The sequence below is a fragment of the Micromonospora sp. NPDC002296 genome (assembly GCF_040296145.1).
GTDB lineage: Bacteria > Actinomycetota > Actinomycetes > Mycobacteriales > Micromonosporaceae > Micromonospora.
This window is the reverse complement of sequence record NZ_JBEOWQ010000011.1, coordinates 126,888-146,899: the sequence shown is the minus strand read 5'-3', so window position 1 is coordinate 146,899 and position 20,012 is coordinate 126,888. Positions and strand designations below refer to the sequence as shown.

The 20,012-nt window shown below is 72.2% G+C and carries 19 protein-coding genes; 11 read left to right on the top strand and 8 right to left on the bottom strand.

Going from position 1 to position 20,012, the window contains the following annotated elements; genetic code table 11:
- The first annotated feature begins 431 nt into the window (after nucleotides 1-431).
- Nucleotides 432-1,427, top strand: coding sequence for a C40 family peptidase (locus tag ABT023_RS12430; RefSeq protein ID WP_350884581.1), 996 nt, complete (start codon nucleotides 432-434; stop codon nucleotides 1,425-1,427).
- A gap of 73 nt (nucleotides 1,428-1,500) precedes the next feature.
- Here ABT023_RS12430 and ABT023_RS12425 read toward each other — a convergent pair whose 3' ends face one another.
- From ABT023_RS12425 to ABT023_RS12410, 4 genes are all read right to left on the bottom strand, one after another.
- Nucleotides 1,501-2,490: a sigma-70 family RNA polymerase sigma factor gene (locus ABT023_RS12425; protein ID WP_350884649.1), complete on the bottom strand. Its 990-nt coding sequence runs from the start codon at nucleotides 2,488-2,490 to the stop codon at nucleotides 1,501-1,503.
- A gap of 458 nt (nucleotides 2,491-2,948) precedes the next feature.
- A complete protein-coding gene (locus ABT023_RS12420) occupies nucleotides 2,949-3,902 on the bottom strand; it encodes an N-acetylmuramic acid 6-phosphate etherase (protein ID WP_350884579.1) in 954 nt (317 codons plus the stop codon).
- Nucleotides 3,899-4,813, bottom strand: a complete 915-nt coding sequence (locus ABT023_RS12415) for a MurR/RpiR family transcriptional regulator (protein ID WP_350884577.1) — start codon at nucleotides 4,811-4,813, stop codon at nucleotides 3,899-3,901. Before ABT023_RS12415 ends, ABT023_RS12420 begins: the two co-directional genes overlap by 4 nt.
- 231 nt (nucleotides 4,814-5,044) lie before the next feature.
- Complete coding sequence (locus ABT023_RS12410) at nucleotides 5,045-5,818, bottom strand: dTMP kinase (protein ID WP_350884575.1); 774 nt, start codon at nucleotides 5,816-5,818, stop codon at nucleotides 5,045-5,047.
- Between ABT023_RS12410 and ABT023_RS12405 the strand changes: the two genes are divergently transcribed.
- The 5 genes from ABT023_RS12405 (at nucleotide 5,754) to ABT023_RS12385 (ending at nucleotide 8,427) form a co-directional block, all read left to right on the top strand.
- The gene (locus ABT023_RS12405) at nucleotides 5,754-6,557 is read left to right on the top strand and encodes a nucleotidyltransferase family protein (RefSeq protein ID WP_350884573.1); all 804 of its coding nucleotides are present in this window, start codon (nucleotides 5,754-5,756) and stop codon (nucleotides 6,555-6,557) included. The two genes, ABT023_RS12410 and ABT023_RS12405, sit on opposite strands and share 65 nt — an antisense overlap.
- Nucleotides 6,554-6,850 (top strand): hypothetical protein, encoded by a 297-nt coding sequence (locus ABT023_RS12400; protein ID WP_350884571.1) that lies wholly within the window; start codon nucleotides 6,554-6,556, stop codon nucleotides 6,848-6,850. The genes ABT023_RS12405 and ABT023_RS12400 overlap by 4 nt, the downstream gene beginning before the upstream one ends.
- Nucleotides 6,851-6,863: 13 nt before the next feature.
- On the top strand, nucleotides 6,864-7,637 hold the full coding sequence (locus ABT023_RS12395; RefSeq protein WP_350884569.1) for a metallophosphoesterase family protein: 774 nt from the start codon (nucleotides 6,864-6,866) through the stop codon (nucleotides 7,635-7,637).
- Nucleotides 7,628-7,771 (top strand): GPGG-motif small membrane protein, encoded by a 144-nt coding sequence (locus ABT023_RS12390; RefSeq protein WP_350884567.1) that lies wholly within the window; start codon nucleotides 7,628-7,630, stop codon nucleotides 7,769-7,771. The genes ABT023_RS12395 and ABT023_RS12390 overlap by 10 nt, the downstream gene beginning before the upstream one ends.
- Nucleotides 7,772-7,935: 164 nt before the next feature.
- Complete coding sequence (locus ABT023_RS12385; RefSeq protein ID WP_350884565.1) at nucleotides 7,936-8,427, top strand: TspO/MBR family protein; 492 nt, start codon at nucleotides 7,936-7,938, stop codon at nucleotides 8,425-8,427.
- Between the two features lie 54 nt (nucleotides 8,428-8,481).
- Here the strand turns inward: ABT023_RS12385 and ABT023_RS12380 are convergent, their stop codons facing one another.
- Nucleotides 8,482-9,255, bottom strand: a complete 774-nt coding sequence (locus ABT023_RS12380; protein WP_350884563.1) for a peptidoglycan DD-metalloendopeptidase family protein — start codon at nucleotides 9,253-9,255, stop codon at nucleotides 8,482-8,484.
- Nucleotides 9,256-9,536: 281 nt separating this feature from the next.
- Here ABT023_RS12380 and ABT023_RS12375 point away from each other — a divergent pair, with 281 nt between their 5' ends.
- The 5 genes from ABT023_RS12375 to ABT023_RS12355 all read left to right on the top strand — a co-directional run bounded on the left by ABT023_RS12375 (nucleotide 9,537) and on the right by ABT023_RS12355 (nucleotide 15,862).
- Nucleotides 9,537-10,883, top strand: a complete 1,347-nt coding sequence (locus ABT023_RS12375) for an ABC transporter substrate-binding protein (RefSeq protein WP_350884561.1) — start codon at nucleotides 9,537-9,539, stop codon at nucleotides 10,881-10,883.
- 70 nt (nucleotides 10,884-10,953) lie between these two features.
- Nucleotides 10,954-12,003 carry a carbohydrate ABC transporter permease gene (locus ABT023_RS12370; RefSeq protein ID WP_350884559.1) on the top strand — a complete coding sequence of 350 codons (1,050 nt, stop codon included), beginning with the start codon at nucleotides 10,954-10,956 and terminating at the stop codon, nucleotides 12,001-12,003.
- 1 nt (nucleotide 12,004) lies between these two features.
- A complete protein-coding gene (locus ABT023_RS12365) occupies nucleotides 12,005-12,970 on the top strand; it encodes a carbohydrate ABC transporter permease (protein WP_350884557.1) in 966 nt (321 codons plus the stop codon).
- A gap of 61 nt (nucleotides 12,971-13,031) precedes the next feature.
- The gene (locus ABT023_RS12360) at nucleotides 13,032-14,105 is read left to right on the top strand and encodes a LacI family DNA-binding transcriptional regulator (RefSeq protein WP_350884555.1); all 1,074 of its coding nucleotides are present in this window, start codon (nucleotides 13,032-13,034) and stop codon (nucleotides 14,103-14,105) included.
- Between the two features lie 80 nt (nucleotides 14,106-14,185).
- Nucleotides 14,186-15,862 carry a glycoside hydrolase family 13 protein gene (locus ABT023_RS12355; protein WP_350884647.1) on the top strand — a complete coding sequence of 559 codons (1,677 nt, stop codon included), beginning with the start codon at nucleotides 14,186-14,188 and terminating at the stop codon, nucleotides 15,860-15,862.
- Nucleotides 15,863-15,902: 40 nt separating this feature from the next.
- Here the strand turns inward: ABT023_RS12355 and ABT023_RS12350 are convergent, their stop codons facing one another.
- The 3 genes from ABT023_RS12350 to xylB form a co-directional block, all read right to left on the bottom strand.
- Complete coding sequence (locus ABT023_RS12350; protein ID WP_350884553.1) at nucleotides 15,903-17,327, bottom strand: MFS transporter; 1,425 nt, start codon at nucleotides 17,325-17,327, stop codon at nucleotides 15,903-15,905.
- A 78-nt stretch (nucleotides 17,328-17,405) separates the two neighbouring features.
- Nucleotides 17,406-18,506 carry a DUF5925 domain-containing protein gene (locus tag ABT023_RS12345; RefSeq protein ID WP_350884551.1) on the bottom strand — a complete coding sequence of 367 codons (1,101 nt, stop codon included), beginning with the start codon at nucleotides 18,504-18,506 and terminating at the stop codon, nucleotides 17,406-17,408.
- 41 nt (nucleotides 18,507-18,547) lie between these two features.
- The gene (gene xylB / locus ABT023_RS12340; RefSeq protein WP_350884549.1) at nucleotides 18,548-20,011 is read right to left on the bottom strand and encodes a xylulokinase; all 1,464 of its coding nucleotides are present in this window, start codon (nucleotides 20,009-20,011) and stop codon (nucleotides 18,548-18,550) included.
- Nucleotide 20,012: the final 1 nt, after the last annotated feature.

Here is a 20,012-nt window from a genome sequence, read left to right as displayed (position 1 = left end):
GGATTCCCGGCTCCGCCCCATTGTCTGGCCGTCTGTCCAGCCCAGACCCCGGATTTCCGGACTCGGGCCCGAGCCTGCGGTCCCCTCTGCGCCGGCAAGAGGCCACCAATTCCGGCTTGTCCGGCTATTGATCGTCGCGTCCGGCGGCATCCGCCCAGAACGACGAAAGCCGTGGAACGCCCGTTCCGCACATCCGGCCCAACCGGTCGCGCCGGAGCGCTTCCCCTTCAACTACCGAACGTGACTGTATCTCACGACACATCCGGCCCGTTTTGCCACTTTCGCCCCTGCTTCACCTGCGGGTAACTTCCGTCCCGGGTTAGGTTGTGCGGGTCGGACCGGTCGACGGCCGTCCACCCGGACAGCCCCGGGCCGGCGTCGCCGCGGCGTCCGCGACGCCCGGCGACTGATGGGAGAGGAGCCTTCCGCTCTTGTCGTCCCTCAGGAATTCGCTGCGCGCACTGGCGGCAGTCGGCCTCGCGGCCGTGCTGATCGCCCCGGCGTCGGCGGCTCAGGCCGAGCCGTCGCCCGCCGAACTGACCCAGCGAATCGAGAAGTCCTCGACCGAGCTGGAACGGGTCGTCGAGTCCTACAACAAGCTCACCGAGGACATCAAAGCGAACAAGGCCGCCGCGGCGAAGCTGACGGCCCGCATCGGGCCGCTGGAGGCGCAGACCGCGCAGAGCCGGGCGGACGTCGGCGAGATCGCCGTCACCGCGTACAAGACGGGCCGGATGGACACCGCCAACGCGCTGCTGAGCGCGGGCGGCCCGAGCAACCTGCTGGACCGGCTGGACACCCTCGACCAGCTCACCCGGCAGCGCCAGCAGCGGATCTCGGGCTTCACCGAGAGCCAGCGCCGGCTGCTCGACCAGAAGGCCCGGCTCGACGCGACGCTGGCAAAGCAGGCTGCGCAGGCCAAGCAGCTCGCCGCCGGCAAGAAGAAGATCGAGAAGGATCTGGCCGAGCTCTACGAGATGCGCCGCCAGGCGTACGGGCGGGCCACCGAGCCGCCGGCGCCGAGGCCGAAGCCGAAGTCCAAGTCGAGCGGGGGTTCCGCCGAGCAGGCGCCCGCCGTCTCCGGCCGGGCTGGCACCGCGGTCCGGTACGCGTACGGCGCCCTCGGCAAGCCCTACGTCTGGGCCGCCGACGGCCCGAACGGGTACGACTGTTCCGGCCTCACCTCCGCCGCCTGGCGGGCGGCCGGCAAGTCGCTGCCGCACAACACGAAGATGCAGTGGGGCGTGGTCAGCCACATCAGCCGCAGCGAGCTGCGCCCGGGCGACCTTGTCTTCTACAACAGCCTCGGGCACGTGTCCATCTACGTCGGCGGGGGCCAGGTGATCCACGCGCCGACCTTCGGGCGCAACGTGGAGAAGCGGAGCGTCGACCTGATGAAGCCCTACGGGTACGGCCGGGTCCGCTGACGGCCCCGACACGAGCGGCGAACGGCCGGCGTCCCCCTGTCGGACGCCGGCCGTTCGCCGTATCGATACCAGGTCAGGCGGCCTGCAGGCCCTCCGCCCTGGCGAGCTCGCGCAGCCGGCCCAGGGCCTGGATCTCCAACTGCCGGATCCGCTCCCGGGAGAGGGAGAACCGCGAGGCGACTTCGGTCAACGAGTGCTCCCGCCCGTCCTCCAGGCCGTAGCGGGCCCGCATGATGCCGGCCGACCGGTCGTCGAGGTGGTTGAGCAGACCCTCGATGCGCTGCCGCTCCAGCCCGGTGAGGACGATGTCCTCCGGCGACGGGGCGTCGGTGTCGGCGACCAGGTCGCCGAGCTTGGTGTCGCCGTCGTCGCCGATCGGGGTGTCCAGCGACACGGTGTCCTGCGACCAGCGGACCAGCTCGTTGACCCGCTCGACTGTGACGCCGAGAGACGCCGCGATCTGCTCCGGCTCCGGGTCGCCGCCCAACTCGCGGGTGAGCTGCCGGGTCACGTTCCGCATCCGGTTGACGTCCTCGACCAGGTGCACCGGCAGTCGCACGGTGCGCTCCTGCTGGGCGATCGCCCGGCTGATCGCCTGGCGGATCCACCAGGTCGCGTAGGTGGAGAACTTGTAGCCCCGCTCGTAGTCGAACTTCTCGACCGCCCGGACCAGGCCGGTGTTGCCCTCCTGGATCAGGTCGAGCATGGGCATGCCCGAGCGCACGTAGCGCCGGGCGATGGAGACGACCAGCCGCAGGTTGGCGCGGATGAAGAGGTCCTTCGCCCGCTCGCCGTCCGCGACCACCCGCTCCAGCTCGTCCCGGGCGACGGCGGCGGGAACGCGGTCGGTGTCGAGCAGGTGCTCGGCGTAGAGGCCGGCCTCGATCGCCTTGGAGAGGTCGACCTCCATGGCGGCGTCCAGCAGCGGCGTCCGGGAGATTTCGTGAAGGTAGACTCCGACAAGGTCGCGCTCCTCGGCCACCTCGTCGGTTCGCTTGCCGATGTTCTTGTCCACGTTGTCCACGGTCCCCTCGCTCGCGCCGGTTGCCCGGTTCCTTGCCATCCCCACGTCCATCAGCCCTCCCCCGTAACTTCCGCTGTGCCCACCGGTGCTGTCCTGACACCTGCACAACAGTTGAGACGGGTCCGGGATTCCGTGTCGTGAGTCGAAAGTGTCACGAATGCCTGAGTAGTAGCTGAGAGCCCGATCCATGTTTGCTGTCAGCACCCCGTCGGGCGGCTCGCATTCGACGCCACGGCCGGCTCGGCGGATCGGCGTACGCTGCCACCCCTGGGCATGGCACCATTGCCGGCCCCGGGCGCACAGCGATCCGCATCACCGCCGCGCTGCGATCCTGGTCACGGCCTGACCCGCGCCGACGGACCGGTCGGTTCATTCACGGACACGGAATACCCTCGCCCCGGTTGAACAATCCGGGGCGTGCGCGAAGTCCCACTCCGGCCGGCGTCGTGACCAACGTCACCGGGCGCGGCCCCCACGCAGCGGCCGGTGACGGGACCTCAGGAGGCGAGCAGGGCGATAGCGCCGCGGACCTCGTGGGCGGAGCGGGCCAGGGCGGCCCGGGCGGCGGACACCTCAGCCCCGGAGACCAGCGACACCAGGGCGGTCTTCAGGTCGCCGTCGGCCTCGTGCAGGGCCAGCCGGCAGACCTCCTCGGCGCAGCCGGTGGCCTCCACCAGGATCGAGATCATCCGGCCCCGCAGCTTGGCGTTGGTGGCCACCATGTCGATCATCAGATTCGAGTAGACCCGACCCAGCCGCACCATCACGGCGGTGGAGAAGGTGTTGAGGACCAACTTCTGCGCGGTGCCCGCCTTCATCCGGGTCGACCCGGTCACCACCTCGGGGCCGGTGTCCACGCCGATGAAGACGTCGACCGCCGAGGCGGCATTCGCCTCCGGGTTGGCGCAGAGCAGCACGGTCGAGGCCCCCTGCGTCCTGGACGCGGCGAGCGCCCCGAGAACGTACGGGGTGCGCCCGCTGGCGGCCAGGCCGACGACCAGGTCGCCGGCGCCGACGCAGTCCGCCGCCGCGGCAGCTCCGCCCCCGTGGTCGTCCTCGGCGTCCTCGACGGCCCGCCACATCGCGTCGGAGCCGCCGGCGATGTGGGAGCAGAACCAGTGCCGGGGCGAATTGAAGGTGGGAGCCAGCTCGGCGGCGTCGAGCACCCCGAGCCGGCCGGAGGTGCCGGCGCCGAAGTAGTGCACCCGGTGCCCGCCGCGCAGCGCGGCGACCGCGAGGTCGACGGTGGCGGCGATCTCGTCGAGGACCGCCGCGACGGCGGCCGGCACCCGGCGGTCCGCCTCATTGATCACGGCGAGCACGTCCCGGGTGGACATCAGGTCGAGGTCGACGCTGAGCGGGTTGCGCCGCTCGGTCGGCGCGCCCACCCGGACCACCGGACGGGCCGGGACCGCGGCCACCCCGTCGGGCTGGACCCGGCCGGCGGTCATCCCCGCCTCCGGGTGGAGCCGACCCGGTGGGTCTGTACCGCCTCGGCGGTGACCTCCAGCGCCTTGCGGGCCCGCGCCCGGTTGCGGGCGGCCACGCCGACGAAGAGGCAGTCGACCACGGTGAGCTGGGCCAGCCGGCTGGCCATCGCGCCGGAGCGGTAGGTGGTCTCCCGGGCCGCCGTGGTGAGCACGAAGTCGGCGACCTCGGTGATCGGCGAGCGGGGGAAGTTGGTCAGCGCGGCCGTGGCCGCGCCCCGGGACCGGGCCTGCTCCAGCACCTCGATCACGTCTGCGGTGGTGCCGGTGTGCGAGATGCCCAACGCGACGTCGCCCTTGCCGAGCAGGGCCGCCGAGGTGAGCGCGGTGTGCACGTCGGGGAAGTAGAACGCAGTCCGACCGATGCGGTGCAGCTTCTGCTGGAAGTCGGAGGCGACGAAGCCGCTGGCGCCCGCACCGTACACCTCGATCCGGCTGGCGCCCACGATCGCCTCGACGACCTGCTCGCAGACGGCCGGGTCGAGCTGCTCGGCCGTCTCCTCGACGGCCCGCGCGTCGTTGAACGCGATGGTGGCGATGATCTGGGCCAGGTCGGCGCCGGGCGGGATGTCGCCGCCGACCACCCGGGCGTCCGGGGGCTCGATCCGGCGGGCCGCCTCGGCGGCGAGCCGGATGCGCAGCTGCGGGTAGCCGTTCATGCCGACCGAGCGGCAGAACCGGATCACGGTCGCCTCTGATGTCTCGGCGGTGGTGGCGAGGTCGGTGATGGTGCGCCGGGCGGCGTCCGCCGGGTCGGCGACCACCAGCCGTGCCACCCGCTGCTCGGCGGGCGACAGCGAGGGGAGCAGGCCGCTGATGTGGACGATCAGTCCACCCGGCTCGTGACTCACAGAAATCTTCGGACTCTTCGCCACGGATGAAACTTACTTTCATGAAGCGTGAGCGTCAACCATCTCCCCGCGTATCGGGAAAAAGTACTCCGGGCGTTCATCAGTGTTGCGCCGAACGCCGCCATTTCCGCAGTTTCCGGCGCTTCCCCGGCCCTGCCCGAGGCCGGGCGGCGGCCGACGGCCCGCCGTTCCGCCGGCGACCCGGCCGGGGCGGCGCGAGCTGTCGAGGCCTCGGCCCGGCGCGAGCGGTCCGGCCTACGGGCGGCCCTGAGGCGCCAGTCGCCGGCCCGCGCCCCGGTCTGCCGCGTCCACCCGGCCCGGACCGGACGGTACCGGTTGCCCGGCCTGCGGAGGCTCCCCGACCGGCACGGGCTCCCCGGCCGGCGCGGGCCGCTCGGCCGGCAGCCAGGCGGCCAGGTGGGCCCGGATCTGCCGGGAGACCTCCTCCTGCGGGCGACCGGCATCGACCACCACGAAGGTCGAGAACTCGGGCAGCGTCCGGTAGGCGGTGTCGGCGGCGGTCAGCCAGTCGATGGTCTCGTGGTCGGTGCCGCGCCGCTCGATCCGCCGGTACGCCTCGGCCGGGTCGACGGTGAGCAGGAAGGTGACCTGCGGCGGCGGGAAGATCCGGTATCCGGCGCGGGCCAGCCGCTCCCAGCGCTGCCCGCCATGCGCCCGGATGCTGGCGTACTGGCAGGCGGAGTACCGGTCCATCACGGCCGTACGGCCGGTGACCAGGCAGCTCAGCAACGCCGCCGCGATGGCGAGCCAGCGCAGCAGGGACTCGACGGCGAGCAGGCCGCGCCGGCCGACCAGCCGCTCGGCGTCCGGGCGGCCGAGCCGTTGGGCGAGCCGCCCGAGCCAGCGGCGCCCGCCGGCGTTGCGGTGGTACGTCGCCGGACGCCCGGCGGCGGTGAGTGCCTCGGCGAGGTGATGGGCCTGAGTGGTCTTGCCCGAGCCGTCGATGCCGATCAGGGCTACAGCGCGCAGTCGGGCCTTGCCGCGCCGCTCCCGCAGTGATCTGGCCACTCTCCACAGCCTATCGGACCCGCGCCCACCTCGGCGATTTGTCCGTCCGCATCCCATTGCCGCCCCGTCGGGCCAGGCTCAGGTGTGGGCGACCTCTGTGCCGGGTACGCAATTCGAATCCGCCTGTCCACCTCACGACCGACGGGAGAGCCAGATGGCCGAGCGCGGGGACGAGACCCTGGTGCACACGCTGAAGAAGGTCGCCGCCGTGCTCAAACAGTCCGAGATCCCGTTCGCCCTCGGCGGCAGCTTCGCGGTGTACGCCCACGGCGGGCACTCCAGCGACCACGACGTCGACTTCCTGATCCGGGGGCAGGACGTCGACCGGGCCATGGAGGCCCTGGTCGAGGCGGGCTTCACCGCCGAGCGCCCGCCCGAGGACTGGCTGGTGAAGGTCTACGACGACGGCCGGATGGTGGACCTGATCCACCGGCCGATCGAGACCCCGGTGACCGAGGAGACCTTCGCCGACACGATCGTCCGGCCGGTGGACGCGATCCACATGCCGGTGCTCTCGGCGAGCCAGCTCATGGTGCACAAGCTGCTCAGCTTCTCCCAGCACTACTGCGACTTCGCCCGGGCGCTGCCGCTGGCCCGGTCGCTGCGGGAACAGATCGACTGGGAACGGGTACGGAAGGAGACGCAGCACTCGCCGTACGCCGAGGCGTTCCTGGTGCTGCTCGACCGGCTGGACGTGGTGCCGCACTCCGGCGCCACCGAGGAGAAGGAGATCGTGTGAGCGCCTACCGCGACCATGCCGCCGGGACGCCCGCCGTCGCCGCCGGCTCGCCCGACGAGTACGTGGAGGCCGAGATCCAGCGGCTGCTCGCCGAGGACCCGGACGTCGCCGAGCAGGGGATCACCGTGGTCCGCCGGGAGCGGGGCCTGGTGCTCTACGGCGAGGTGGAGAGCCCGCACCGGCGGGAGGAGATCCTGCGCCGGGTGGCCGAGCGTTTTCCCGACGTGCCGGTCACCAGCGACATCGGGGTGATCCGCGCGCAGGCGCCCACGGAAGTCGAGCAGTTGCCGTGAGGGAGGTCGGAAGGTGATCCGGATCGCCGCCGTGGGCGATGTGCACGTGGACCAGGACGTGGTGGGCCGGTTCCGGCCCGCCCTCGACGAGCTGCCCGACTGCGCCGACGTGCTGCTGCTCGCCGGCGACCTGACCCGGCACGGCACCGAGGCCGAGGCGCGCTGCGTGGCCGAGGAGTTCGGCGGGCTGGGGGTGCCGGTGGTGACGGTGCTCGGCAACCACGACCACCAGTGCGACCAGGTGCCGCAGGTGGTCAAGGTGCTCGAGGACGTGGGCATCCGGGTGCTGGAGGGCGAGGGGATCGTGCTGGAGTTCGCCGGCGGGCGACTCGGCGTGGCCGGGGTGAAGGGCTTCGGCGGTGGCTTCGCCGGCCGGTGCGCCAGCGACTTCGGCGAGCCGGAGATGAAGTCGTTCGTCCGGACCACGAACGAGAGCGCGGAGGCGCTGGGCACCGCGCTGCGGGGGCTGGACTGCGACCTGCTGGTCGCGCTCACCCACTACTCCCCCGTGCCGGACACCCTGGCGGGTGAGCCGCTGGAGATCTACCCGTTCCTCGGCTCGTACCAGCTCGGGCAGGCCATCGACTCGGCGCCGACCGCGCTGGCCCTGCACGGGCACGCGCACGCCGGCAGCGAGCGGGGCACCACCCCGGGCGGGGTCCGGGTCCGCAACGTCGCCCACCCGGTGATCAAGCAGGCGTACAGCATCTTCCACCTGGGAGATCATCTGGACGCCGGGGAGGTTTCCCGGATCGGTCACTCGGGTATTCAGCAGCCATGGAGCTGATTCTCTGGATTCTCGCAGTCATTCTCGTGGTCGCCGGCATTCTGGCGCTCTTCCGCCGGCAGATCCTGTGGGGCGTCGTCCTCATCGTGGTCGGTCTGTTGGTCGGCCCGGGTGGTGTCAGCATCTTCAGTTGACGCCTGATTTCGTATCCATCACCGACCCGCCGGGGTCGTCGTGACCGAAGCTCCGTCCTCCCAGACAGGAGCAACGGTCAGGGCGGCCCCGGCGTCCTGCCGTCCGTAGGCCGGGTGGGCGCGGGCGGAGTTTGGGTGCCCGGATCGCCGGGCACCTCCTCGACATGACAGTTTCGGACAGCGTCCGGCGGTCGACCGGGGCGCGGAAGTGGTGGGCGCTGCTCGGGTTCGGCGCGACGGTGACGGTGGCCGCCGCCGTGGGCGGGCTCGGCGTGCGGGGCACCTCCGAGGAGTACGCGAGCCTGAACCAGCCGGACTGGGCACCCCCGTCCTGGCTGTTCGGCCCGGTCTGGACCCTCCTGTACGCGCTGATCGCCATCGCGGGGTGGCTGGTCTGGCGGCGGGTCGGCTTCGGCCCGGCGCTGTGGGCCTGGACCGCCCAGCTCGTGCTGAACGCGATCTGGACCCCGCTGTTCTTCGGCGCCGGCCGGTACGGCCTCGCCTTCGCCGAGATCGTGCTGATGTGGCTGGCGATCGGGGTGACCGTGGCGCTCTTCGCGAAGATCTCCCGCCCGGCAGCGGCGCTGCTGCTGCCGTACTGGGCCTGGGTCACCTTCGCCGCCGCCCTGAACTGGTCCGTCTGGCAGCTGAACTGAGAGCAGAACCCCCTGTCGACGTGAGGCGTCGACAGGGGGAACCCCTATCGCGCCTCAGCAGCGCGGGACGTTGGGGATGTAGCCGTCGTAGCCCGTGTAGACGTAGGCGTCGGCGATGTACCGGCCGCTGCCGATCCGGTCCCAGATCGAGCTGGTGCCGTACGTGCCGGTGACCGTGGTGCCGCTGGTCTGGCACTGGATCGTCACCTTCGTCCCGTCGGCGACGGTTCCGACCGAGCCGTATCCGGTGCCCGGGCCGGAGCGGACCGTCAACGGGGTGCCCGCGGTGTCCACCGTGCCGGAGCCGGCGCCCGAGGAGCAGTTGTTGTTGCTGGAGTAGGTCTTCGTGCCCCAGTACAGCGCCACCGTGCCGTTGAACCTGACCTGGACGTCGTTGCCGTTGAGCCGCTGCTCGTAGTGCAGGTGCGGCCCGGTGGAGCCCCCCGTGCTGCCCACCCAGCCGATCACCTTGCCGTAGCCGACGCTCTGCCCGACCGACACGTTGAAGCCGTTGAGGTGGGCGTAGTAGGTGGTGTAGCCGCCACCGTGGTCGATCCGGACGTACTTGCCGTAGCTGGTGCCGCCGAGGTCGGTCACCCGGTCGACGGTGCCGGGGGCGCTGGCCACCACCGGATCGCCCAGGTCGTCCGCCCGGTTGAAGTCGACCGCGTAGGCCGGGCTGTGGTCGGTCCGGGTCTGGCCGGACCAGGACTGGCCGCAGGGGAACGGCACCTTGAAGGTCGGGGCGGCCATGGCCGGGGCCGCCGGCACCAGGGTCGCCGCCACCAGCAGGCCGACCGCCGTGAGGCTGAACCACCGCTTACGCATCCAGCACCTCCCATGTTGACAATCTTCGATTGACTGCCCCCAGCGTGACAGAAATCTCCACCCTCCGAAAGGCCCCCCGGAGCGGCCCCGGGCGGCCTCCGGGCGGCCATGACCCCTATCCGTGGGAGCGTGCCCACTAGGGGTGAGCGGGTTTCGGGATTGTTACTCGTCCGTGTCCGGCTGGGGCTGGACTCGCCCCAATGCAAGCGCTTGCATGTGTTGACGCCCATCGGACCGGCGCTGCGTCGAGCACGACCGCGCCGGCAAGGAAGGAGAACGGCATGGCGGTATCTGCCAGACCACGCCAGGCTCTCGCGGTCGCCGGCGCACTGGGGCTGGCGCTCAGCGTCACTGCCTGCGGCACCGGCGACGACAAGAAGAGCGAGAACGCGGGCTCCGCGGAGTGCGCGGCATATGAGAAGTACAGCGGTCAGGACGGCAAGAAGGTCACGATCTACTCGTCGATCCGGGACATCGAGGCCGACCGCCTCGACCAGTCCTGGAAGCAGTTCGAGGACTGCACCGGCATCAAGATCGACCACGAGGGCAGCGGCGAGTTCGAGGCCCAGCTCGGTATCCGGGTCGACGGCGGCAACGCGCCCGACCTGGCCTTCATCCCGCAGCCCGGCCTGCTCAAGCGGTTCGTCGACTCCGGCAAGCTCAAGCCGGCCGGCGCCGAGACCAAGGCGATGGCCGAGCAGAACTACTCGGCCGACTGGCTGAAGTACAGCACCGTGAACAGCCAGTTCTACGGCGCACCGCTCGGCTCGAACGTCAAGTCCTTCGTGTGGTACTCGCCGAAGACGTTCAAGGAGAAGGGCTGGACCGTCCCCACCACGTGGGACGAGCTGACGGCCCTCAGCGACAAGATCGCGACGAGCGGCACCAAGCCGTGGTGCGCCGGCATCGAGTCCGGTGACGCCACCGGCTGGCCGGCCACCGACTGGATCGAAGACATGATGCTGCGGACGCAGACCCCCGAGGTCTACGACCAGTGGACCACCCACGGCATCCCGTTCAACGACCCGAAGGTCGCCGAGGCCCTCGACAAGGCCGGCACCATCCTCAAGAACGAGAAGTACGTCAACGGCGGCTTCGGCGGCGTGAAGAGCATCGCCACCACCTCCTTCCAGGAGGCGGGCACGCCGGTCGCCACCGGCAAGTGCGCCCTGCACCGGCAGGCGTCCTTCTACGCCAACCAGTGGCCGAAGGGCACCAAGGTGGCCGAGGACGGCGACGTCTTCGCGTTCTACTTCCCGGCGATCGACCCCGCCAAGGGCAAGCCGGTCCTCGGCGGCGGCGAGTTCGTCGCGGCCTTCGCCGACCGCCCCGAGGTCCAGGCTGTGCAGACCTACCTGGCCTCCGGCGAGTACGCCAACAGCCGCGCCAAGATCGGTGACTGGGTGTCGGCGAACAACAAGCTCGACCTGGCCAACGTGCCGAACCCGGTCGACAAGCTCTCCGTGCAGATCCTCCAGGACCAGAAGACCGTGTTCCGCTTCGACGGCTCGGACCTGATGCCGGCCGCCGTCGGCGCCGGGACCTTCTGGAAGGGCATGGTCGACTGGATCAACGGCAAGGACACTGCCACGGTGCTCAAGGGCATCGAAAGCAGCTGGCCGAAGTGATCCCGGCGGTGGGCCGGCCCGTTGAAGCGGGCCGGCCCACCGGCCGCGTCGAAACCCCGAAGGAGGGTTGATGGAGTTCGACTTCGCCGAAGAGCAGCCGAAGCTCCTCATGCTGATGTACGGGCTGATCGCGTTCGTCGCGGTCCTCGGGAGCCTGCTGTTGCTCCTCGACGCCGTGCCGTCCTGGTTCGCCCGACGCCGCGAGGCGCAATTGGTGGCCGCCTCGGCGAGCGGGGCCCCGCTGCCCCGGCGCCCGAAGCAGCGCGAGGGCATGTTCGCGTTCTTCTTCCTGCTGCCCGCGGTGCTGCTGCTCCTCATCGGCCTGGTCGTCCCGGCCATCCGCACCACGCTGCTCTCCTTCATGGACGGCAGCAGCGACAACTGGGTCGGTCTGCGCAACTACACCTGGATGTTCTCCGAGGACTCGATCGTCCGGGTGCTGATCAACACGCTCGTCTGGGTGCTGCTGGTGCCGCTGGTGGCCACCGCGTTCGGGCTGCTCTACGCCGTCATGGTGGACAAGGCCCGGTTCGAGTCGGTGGCCAAGTCGCTGATCTTCATGCCGATGGCGATCTCGTTCGTCGGCGCCGCGATCATCTGGAAGTTCGTCTACGCCTTCCGCGGCGACGGGCAGGAGCAGATCGGTCTGCTCAACCAGATCGTGGTGAGCCTCGGCGGCGAGCCGAAGCAGTGGCTGCTGGACTCTCCGCTGAACACCCTGCTGCTGATCGTGATCATGGTCTGGATCCAGGCCGGCTTCGCCATGGTGGTGCTCTCCGCCGCGATCAAGGCCATCCCGGGCGACATCGTCGAGGCCGCCCGGCTGGACGGGGTCAGCCCGTGGCAGATGTTCTGGCAGATCACCATGCCGAACATCCGGCCGGCGCTGATCGTCGTGGTGGTGACGCTGTCGATCGCCACGCTCAAGGTCTTCGACATCGTCCGGACCGCGACCAACGGCAACTACGACACCAGCGTCATCGCGAACGAGATGTACAACCAGGCGTTCCGGTACGGCCAGAACGGGCAGGGCTCGGCGCTGGCGGTGTTCCTCTTCGTCCTGGTTATCCCGCTCGTGATCTACCAGATCCGCAACCTGCGTCAACAGCGGGAGGGCTGAGATGACCACCACGACGCCCACGCTCCCCGCCGGGACCCAGGCCACCGGAAAGACCACCACGACCGCCGGACGGGTCCGCAAGCGGCTGAACAGCCGCACCGCGACGCTGGTCTCGATCGTCATCGCGGTGCTCTGGACGATCCCGACCTTCGGCCTGCTCGTCTCCTCCGTCCGGCCCGAGGACCAGATCAAGTCCAACGGCTGGTGGACGTTCTTCACCGACCCGCAGTTCACCCTGGACAACTACCAGGATGTGCTGTTCGGCAGCTCGTCCTCGTCGGGGCAGCTCGCCAGCTACTTCATCAACTCGCTGGCTATCACCATCCCGTCGGTGTTGTTCCCGCTCGCGTTCGCGTCCCTGGCCGCGTACGCCCTGGCGTGGATCAACTTCAAGGGCCGGGACTGGATGTACATCGCGATCTTCGCGTTGCAGATCGTCCCGCTGCAGATGGCCCTCGTGCCGCTGCTGAAGTTCTTCTCCACCGGTGTCAGCCTGGGCGGGGTCACCATCATGCCCGCCTGGGACCTGGTCGACGAGCAGAAGTTCGCACAGGTGTGGTTCGCGCACACCTGCTTCGCGCTGCCGTTCGCCGTCTTCCTGCTGCACAACTTCATCTCGCAGCTGCCCAAGGACCTGATGGAGGCGGCCCGGGTCGACGGGGCCACCCACCCGAAGATCTTCCGCACCATCGTCCTGCCGCTGATCACCCCGGCCATCGCGGCCTTCGGGATCTTCCAGTTCCTCTGGGTCTGGAACGACCTCCTGGTCGCGCTGATCTTCGCCGGGGGCGGCAACGAGACCGCGCCGCTCACCGTCCGGCTGGCCGAGATGGCCGGCACCCGGGGCAACGAGTGGCAACGGCTGACCGCCGGTGCGTTCGTCTCGATGGTCGTACCGCTGGTCGTGTTCCTGTCGCTCCAGCGGTACTTCGTGCGCGGCCTGCTCGCCGGCAGCGTCAAGGGCTGAACCGGACGACCGCCGCCGCCCGGAACCGGGCGGCGGCGGTCGGGGCCCGGGGCGGGAAAACATGACGAAGATCGATGATGTCGCCCGCCTGGCCGGGGTCTCCACGGCCACCGTCTCCCGCGCGCTTCGCGGCCTCCCGACCGTCTCCGCGGCCACCCGTCGCCGGGTGCTCGCCGCCGCCGAGCAGCTCCAGTACGCGGTCTCGCCGAGCGCGTCGCGGCTGGCCAGCGGCCGGACCGCCACCGTGGCGGTGGTGGTCCCCCGGATCACCCGCTGGTTCTTCGGCACCGTGGTCGAGGCGGTCGAGGAGACCCTGAACGAGTCCGGCTACGACCTCCTGCTCTACAACCTCGGCGGCCGGGAACGTACCCGGCAGCGGGTGCTGCGCGCCGCGAACCTGAACAAGCGGGTGGACGCGGTCATGCTGGTCGCCACCCCGCTGCGCCCGGCCGAACTGGCCGAGCTGACCACGCTGGACCTGCCCGGGGTGACCATCAGCTCCGGCAGCGGCGTGCCCGGCTGGCCCTGCGTACGCATAGACGACGTGGCGGCGGCGCGGACCGCCACCCGCCACCTGCTCGACCTGGGACACCGCCGGATCGCCCACATCTCCGGCGACCCCGACGACGAGCTGGCCTTCACCGCCCACCTGGACCGCCGCCGGGGCTACCAGGACGCGCTGCGCGCCGCCGGCGTGCCCCTGGACCCGAGCCTCGACATCGAGTCGAAACTGACCGTCGACGGCGGCAACCTGGCCGCCACCGAACTGCTCGCCCGGGGCGAACCGCCGACGGCGATCTTCGCCGCCTGCGACGAGATGGCGATGGGCGCGATACGCGCGCTGCGCGACGCGGGCCTACGGGTGCCGCAGGACGTCAGCGTCATCGGCATCGACGACCACGAGTTGTCCGGGGTGCTCGGGCTGAGCACGATCGCCCAGCCTGCGGCGGAGCAGGGCCGGCTCGCGGCGCGCATCCTGCTCGACCCGCTCGGCGGGCGGGCCCTCCCCGAGCCGGTCCGGCGGATCGTCCCCGCCCCGGGCGGCACGGGACCGGCCGGCCCGGCGTCCGGACCGGTGATCCTGCCCACTCGGCTCGTCGTGCGGGACTCGACCGCGCCGCCCCGGCCAGACTGAACGGATTCACCCGCCCGCCGAGCGGGAACATGACGGGCGGGAACATGACCGGCGACGGCGTCGACACACGGGAGAAGGCCCTGAACACCAACGCGACCCAGCAGGAACCGTCCGCCGGCCCGGCCACCGGTTGGTGGACCGAGGCCGTCATCTACCAGATCTACCCGCGCTCGTTCGCCGACTCCGACGGCGACGGGATCGGCGACCTGCCGGGCATCACCGCCCGCCTCGACCACCTGGTCGAGCTGGGGGCGGACGCGATCTGGCTCTCGCCGTTCTATCCCTCGCCACAGGCGGACGCCGGCTACGACGTGGCCGACTACCGGGACGTGGACCCGCTGTTCGGCCGGCTCGCCGACGCCGACCGGATGATCGCCGAGGCCCACGCCCGCGGTCTGCGGGTGATCGTGGACCTGGTGCCCAACCACACCTCGTCGGCGCACCGCTGGTTCTCCGCGGCCCTCCCCGCCGCGCCCGGCAGCCCGGAGCGCGCCCGGTACGTCTTCCGCGACGGCCTCGGCCCCGACGGCGACCGCCCGCCGAACGACTGGCGCAGCGTGTTCGGCGGCCCGGCGTGGACCCGGGTCACCGAGCCGGACGGCCGCCCCGGCCAGTGGTACCTGCACCTGTTCGACCCCGGCCAGCCCGACCTGGACTGGGACAACCCGGAGGTCCGCGCCGAGTTCCTGGACGTGCTGCGGTTCTGGCTGGACCGCGGGGTGGACGGCTTCCGGGTCGACGTGGCGCACGGGCTGGTCAAGCAGGCCGACCTGGCGGACTGGCAGGAGCCGCAGGAGATCCTCTCCGGCAACGAGGTCGACAAGCCGCGCCCGCCCATGTGGGACCAGGACGGCGTGCACGAGATCTACCGGGAGTGGCGACGCCTGCTCGACGAGTACCCCGGGGAGCGGATCCTGGTCGCCGAGGCGTGGGTGGAGCCGGCCGAGCGGCTGGCCCGGTACGTCCGGCCCGACGAGATGCACCAGGCGTTCAACTTCGAGTACCTGCTCGCCGCCTGGACCGCCCCCGCCCAGTACGCCGTGGTCACCCGCTCGCTGGAGGCCACCGACAAGGTGGGCGCCCCCACCACCTGGGTGCTGTCCAACCATGACGTCGTCCGGCACGCCTCCCGGCTCGGCCTGCCCGTCGGCACCCCCAAGCCGAACGGCATCGGCATCGGCGACCCGCAGCCGGACGCCGCGCTCGGCCTGCGCCGGGCCCGGGCGGCCAGCCTGCTGATGCTGGCCCTGCCCGGCTCCGCGTACCTGTTCCAGGGCGAGGAGTTGGGTCTGCCGGAGCACATGACGCTGCCCGACGAGGCCCGGCAGGACCCGACCTGGGAGCGCAGCGGGCACACCGAGCGGGGCCGGGACGGCTGTCGGGTGCCGATCCCGTGGGAGGCCGACGCCCCGTCGTACGGCTTCGGGCCCACCGATGCGAGCTGGCTGCCGCAGCCGCCGGTGTGGGCCGAGTACGCCCTGGACCGGCAGCGCGGGGTGCCCGGCTCGACGTACGAGCTGTACCGGACCGCGCTGCGGCTGCGCCGCGAGCACGGGCTGGGCCGGGGCACCCTGTTCTGGCTCTCCTCCGGCGACGAGGTGCTGGCCTTCCGCAACGGCGAGGTGGCCGTGCTGACCAACTTCGGCGACGCGGCGGCGCCGCTGCCGGCCGGGGCCGAGGTGCTGCACGCCAGCGCCCCGCTGACCGACGACGGCGCGGTCCCGACCGACGTGACGGTCTGGTTCCGCACCGCCTGACAGCGCGCGGGCAGGGCCCCTTCCCGGGAGGGGCCCTGCCTCACAGGCGGTCGGCGCGGGCGTGCAGCAGGTCGTGCACGGCGTCGATGTCCCGGGGCGAGGTGCGGGAGGCGAGCCAGTACATGACCCCGGTGGGGATGAAGAAGAGCTGGAACGCGGCCAGCCCGACGGCGTAGTTCAGCGGCGGCGGGAAGGCCGCCCGCAGGGCGTGGAAGGCCACCCCGACCAGTCCGTTGCCGGCCGCCCGGCCGACCCCGTTGACCAGGTTGCCGAGGCTGTAGACGGTGCCCCGGTGCTCCGGCGGGTTGACGTCGGCGATCAGGGCGAACCAGTTGGGCGAGTTCGCCGAGGTGAGCGCCAACGCCAGCACGGCGGTGAGCAGGCTCAGCCCGACCGTCGGCTCGGTGACGACGCTGGCCAGCACCGCGCCGACGATCGCGCCGGTGCCGCCGCCGTCGGGCACGTCGATGCGGATCGGCACGAAGAACAGGACCAGGTAGAACGGCAGGGCCGCGAGGATGCCCACCGCCGCGACCAGCGCCCTGCCCCGGGGGGTACGCCGCTGGAGCGCGTCGCCCACCAGGCCGCCGACGATGGAGAACACCCCGCCGAGCTGGAACAGCGTGGCGAAGACGCTGCCCACCACGACGGCCGTGGCCGCCGAGTAGCCCTGGTCCTCGGCCCGCTCGGCGAAGAGCACCGGCAGCCAGACCAGCGAGCCGAAGGCCGCCTGGGCGGTCAGGCCCTGGAGCACCAGCCACCGGTTGGTCCGACGGTCCAGGATCCGGGGCAGGTCGGCCCGGGTGATCCGGTAGTCGTACTCGGCGCCGGTGGCGAGCGCCTCGGCCAGCTCCGGCTCGCTCTGCCCCCGCCGGATGTCGTACGTGAACAGGTACGCGCAGGTCGCAGCCAGCCCGACGATGGTGAGCAGCCAGAACGGCCGCCGCCACTCGGTGGCGCCGAGCAGCCCGCCGGCGAGCGTCCCGGCCAGGGTGCCGACCCCCTGGGACAGCCCCCAGAAGCTCATCACCAGCCCGCGTCGGCGCGGCGAGATCAGGTCGGTGACCACCGAGAAGCCGACCGAGCCGACCGCGCCGAGGCCCACCGCCGCGACGAGCTGGGCGGCCAGGAACGTCGGGTAGTTCTGGGCCAGCGCGCTGCCGCCGGTGCCGGCCGCCCAGACCAGGGTGCCGACCATCAGCAGCGGCTTGCGGTCGGTCCGGTCGCCGACGTACGCCCAGCCGACCGCCGCGACGGCGCTGACCAGGAAACTGGCCGCGGTGACCAGGCCGAGCAGCCGCTGGGACACGCCGAGCGCCCCGGAGATGGGCCCGTACAGCGGCGGGACGAGGCCGATCGCCACGTTGTCCAGCGAGGCGAGCAGCACGAAGACCACGACGCTGTAGAGCCGGTGCACCGGGCTGCCGCCCCGGGCCGCCCGGGGCCCGCTCCTGGTCGAGCTCATGTCGGGCAGCCAACCAGGCGCGGACCAGGGCCCGGTGACCGACCCCCCACCGGCGGCCCGGCGGGTCATCCCGTCCGGTCAGAGGTAACCGCCGATCTCGGCGTGGACGGAGGGGGTGGCGGGGGCACCGGCGCGCAGCGCGTACAGCTCGGCCAGCGTCGCCCCTACGGACGGCACCCCGGCGGCGGTGCCGAGCCAGTCGGTGGCCTCCCCGTACGACAGCGGTCCCACCTCGATCCGGGCCAGGCAGCGGCCGGGCCGGACCACCGCCGGGTGCAGCCGGGACAGGTCCTCGTTCGTGGTGATCGCGATGAGCACGTCCCGCCCCTGCCCGAGCAGCCCGTCGGTGAGGTTGAGCAGCCGGGACAGCGCCTGCCCGGTGGCCTGCTTCGCCTCGCTGCGGATCAGCTCGTCGCAGTCCTCCAGGATGAGCAGCCGCCACCGCCGGGCGGCGCCGCCCTCCGCGTCCTCCTCCTCGCCGACGGCGACCTCGGACAGGTACGACGTGTCGGAGAAGAGCACGTCGGGGTCGAGCACGCTGTCGACCTGGCACCACTGCCGCCACTGCCGGCTCAGGGCCCGCAGGGCGGTGGTCTTCCCGGTGCCGGGCGCGCCGTGCAGCAGCACCAGCCGGCCGGCGATGGTCTCCGGGGTGACCGCCATCAGCGCGTCCAGGTCGGCCCGGGCGGTCGCCGTGTAGTTGCCGCGGATCAACGGCCACTCGGGGGCGGCGATGGACCGCAGGTCCCGCTGGGCGCCCCGGCGCGGGTTCTGGTGCCAGAAGCCGATCCGCCCGGTGTCCGGGTCCTCCGGCTCGGCCGCCCCCTCCACGATCCGGTCGAGGGCCGCCCGGCCGACCTCGTCGCTGACGGCGGTGACGGTCACCTCGGCGCCCCGTCCCTTCCAGGTGACCACCCGGGCGGTCCAGCCGTCGCCGGCCAGCAGCCGGGACCGCTGCCGGTTCTCGGTGGCCGTGCGCAGCAGCAGCCCGTCGGGCGGGGTGAGGGTCGCCCCGGAACGGACCCGGGACAGCCGCACGGTGTGTGACCAGGGGTGCCTGCCGGTGACGAAGTCCACCAGCGCCAGCGCGTCGATCACGTCGCACGGGGTGTCCGCGTCGTCGTACTGGAGGACCGAGGGCAGGTGGCGCGGGCCGTCACCGGCGGGGATGGGCAGCATCAGTCGATGATCCCCAGCCGGGACGGCCCGCGTACAGCCGATTACGCCGGATCGACGCGGTCGAGCACCCGGTCACGGGCGGCGACGTAGCGCTCGCGGACGGCGGGGACGGGGTCGGCGGAGTGCTCCTCGACACCCGTCGGGGACCAGTCGGGCGGGGCGTCGCCGCCCAGGGCGAGCCAGGCGGCCTGGCGGGCCGCGCCGTCGGCGACGTACTCCCCGGGCGGTGGGACGACGACCGGGCGGCCGAAGACCTGCGGCGCGATGCGGCGAACCGCCGCCGACCGGGCACCGCCGCCGACCAGGATCACCCGCTCGACCCGGGCCCCCTGGGCCACCAGCGCGTCGAGGCCGTCGGCGAGCGCGCAGAGCATCCCCTCGACGGCCGCCCGAGCCAGGTGGGCGGGGGTCGAGGTGGTCAGGGTCAGCCCGTGCACCGCGCCGGTGGCGGACGGCCGGTCCGGGGTCCGCTCGCCCTCCAGGTAGGGGACCACGACCAGCCCTCCCGCGCCGGGCGGCGCGGACAGCGCCAGGTCGGACAGCTCGTCCAGGCCCACCCGGAGCAGACCGGCGGTGGCGTCGAGCACCCGGGCCGCGTTGAGCGTGCAGACCAGCGGCAGGTACCGGCCGGTGGCGTCGGCGAACCCGGCCACCGCACCGCTCGGGTCGGCGGCCGGGGCGTCGGCGACGCTGAACACCGTGCCGGAGGTGCCGATGGAGACGACCACGTCACCGGGCCGGGCACCGACGCCGAGCGCCGCGGCGGCGTTGTCCCCGGCCCCCGGTCCGAGCGGCACCCCGCCGGACGACGGGCCGGCCGACGACGACGGGCCGGCCAGGGCCGTCGGGTCCAGGGTGCCGGCGGCCTCGGCCGGGCCGAGCACGACGGGGACCGCCGGCCGGCGGCCGAAGGCGCGCTCCAGCAGGTCTAGGCGGTACTGCCCGGTGGCCGGGGACCAGTAGCCGGTGCCGCTGGCGTCGCTGCGGTCGGTGCGCAGGGCGGCCAGGCCGGGCACCCCCGCCAGCCGCCAGGTCAGCCAGTCGTGCGGCAGGCAGACGGCGGCCACCCGGGCGGCGGCGGCCGGCTCGTGCCGGGCCAGCCAGCGCAGCTTGGTGGCGGTGAAGCTGGCCACCGGCACCGAGCCCACCGCGTCGGCCCAGAACCGCCGGCCGGCCTCGCCGCCGCCGGCCTCCTCGATCAGCTCGGCGGCGGCCCCGGCCGACCGGGTGTCGTTCCACAGCAGTGCCGGCCGGACGACCCGGCCCGCCTCGTCGAGGCACACCATGCCGTGCTGCTGCCCGGCGACGGAGACCGCGGCGACGTCGCCCAGCCCGCCGGCCGCCTCGACCGCCGCCTCCAGGGCATCCCACCAGGCCTGGGGGTCGACCTCGGTGCCGTCGGGGTGCCGGGCGCGGCCGGAGCGGACCGGCGCGCCGGTCTCCGCGTCGCGGACCACCAGCTTGCAGGACTGGGTGGACGAGTCGAACCCGGCGACCAGGGGCATG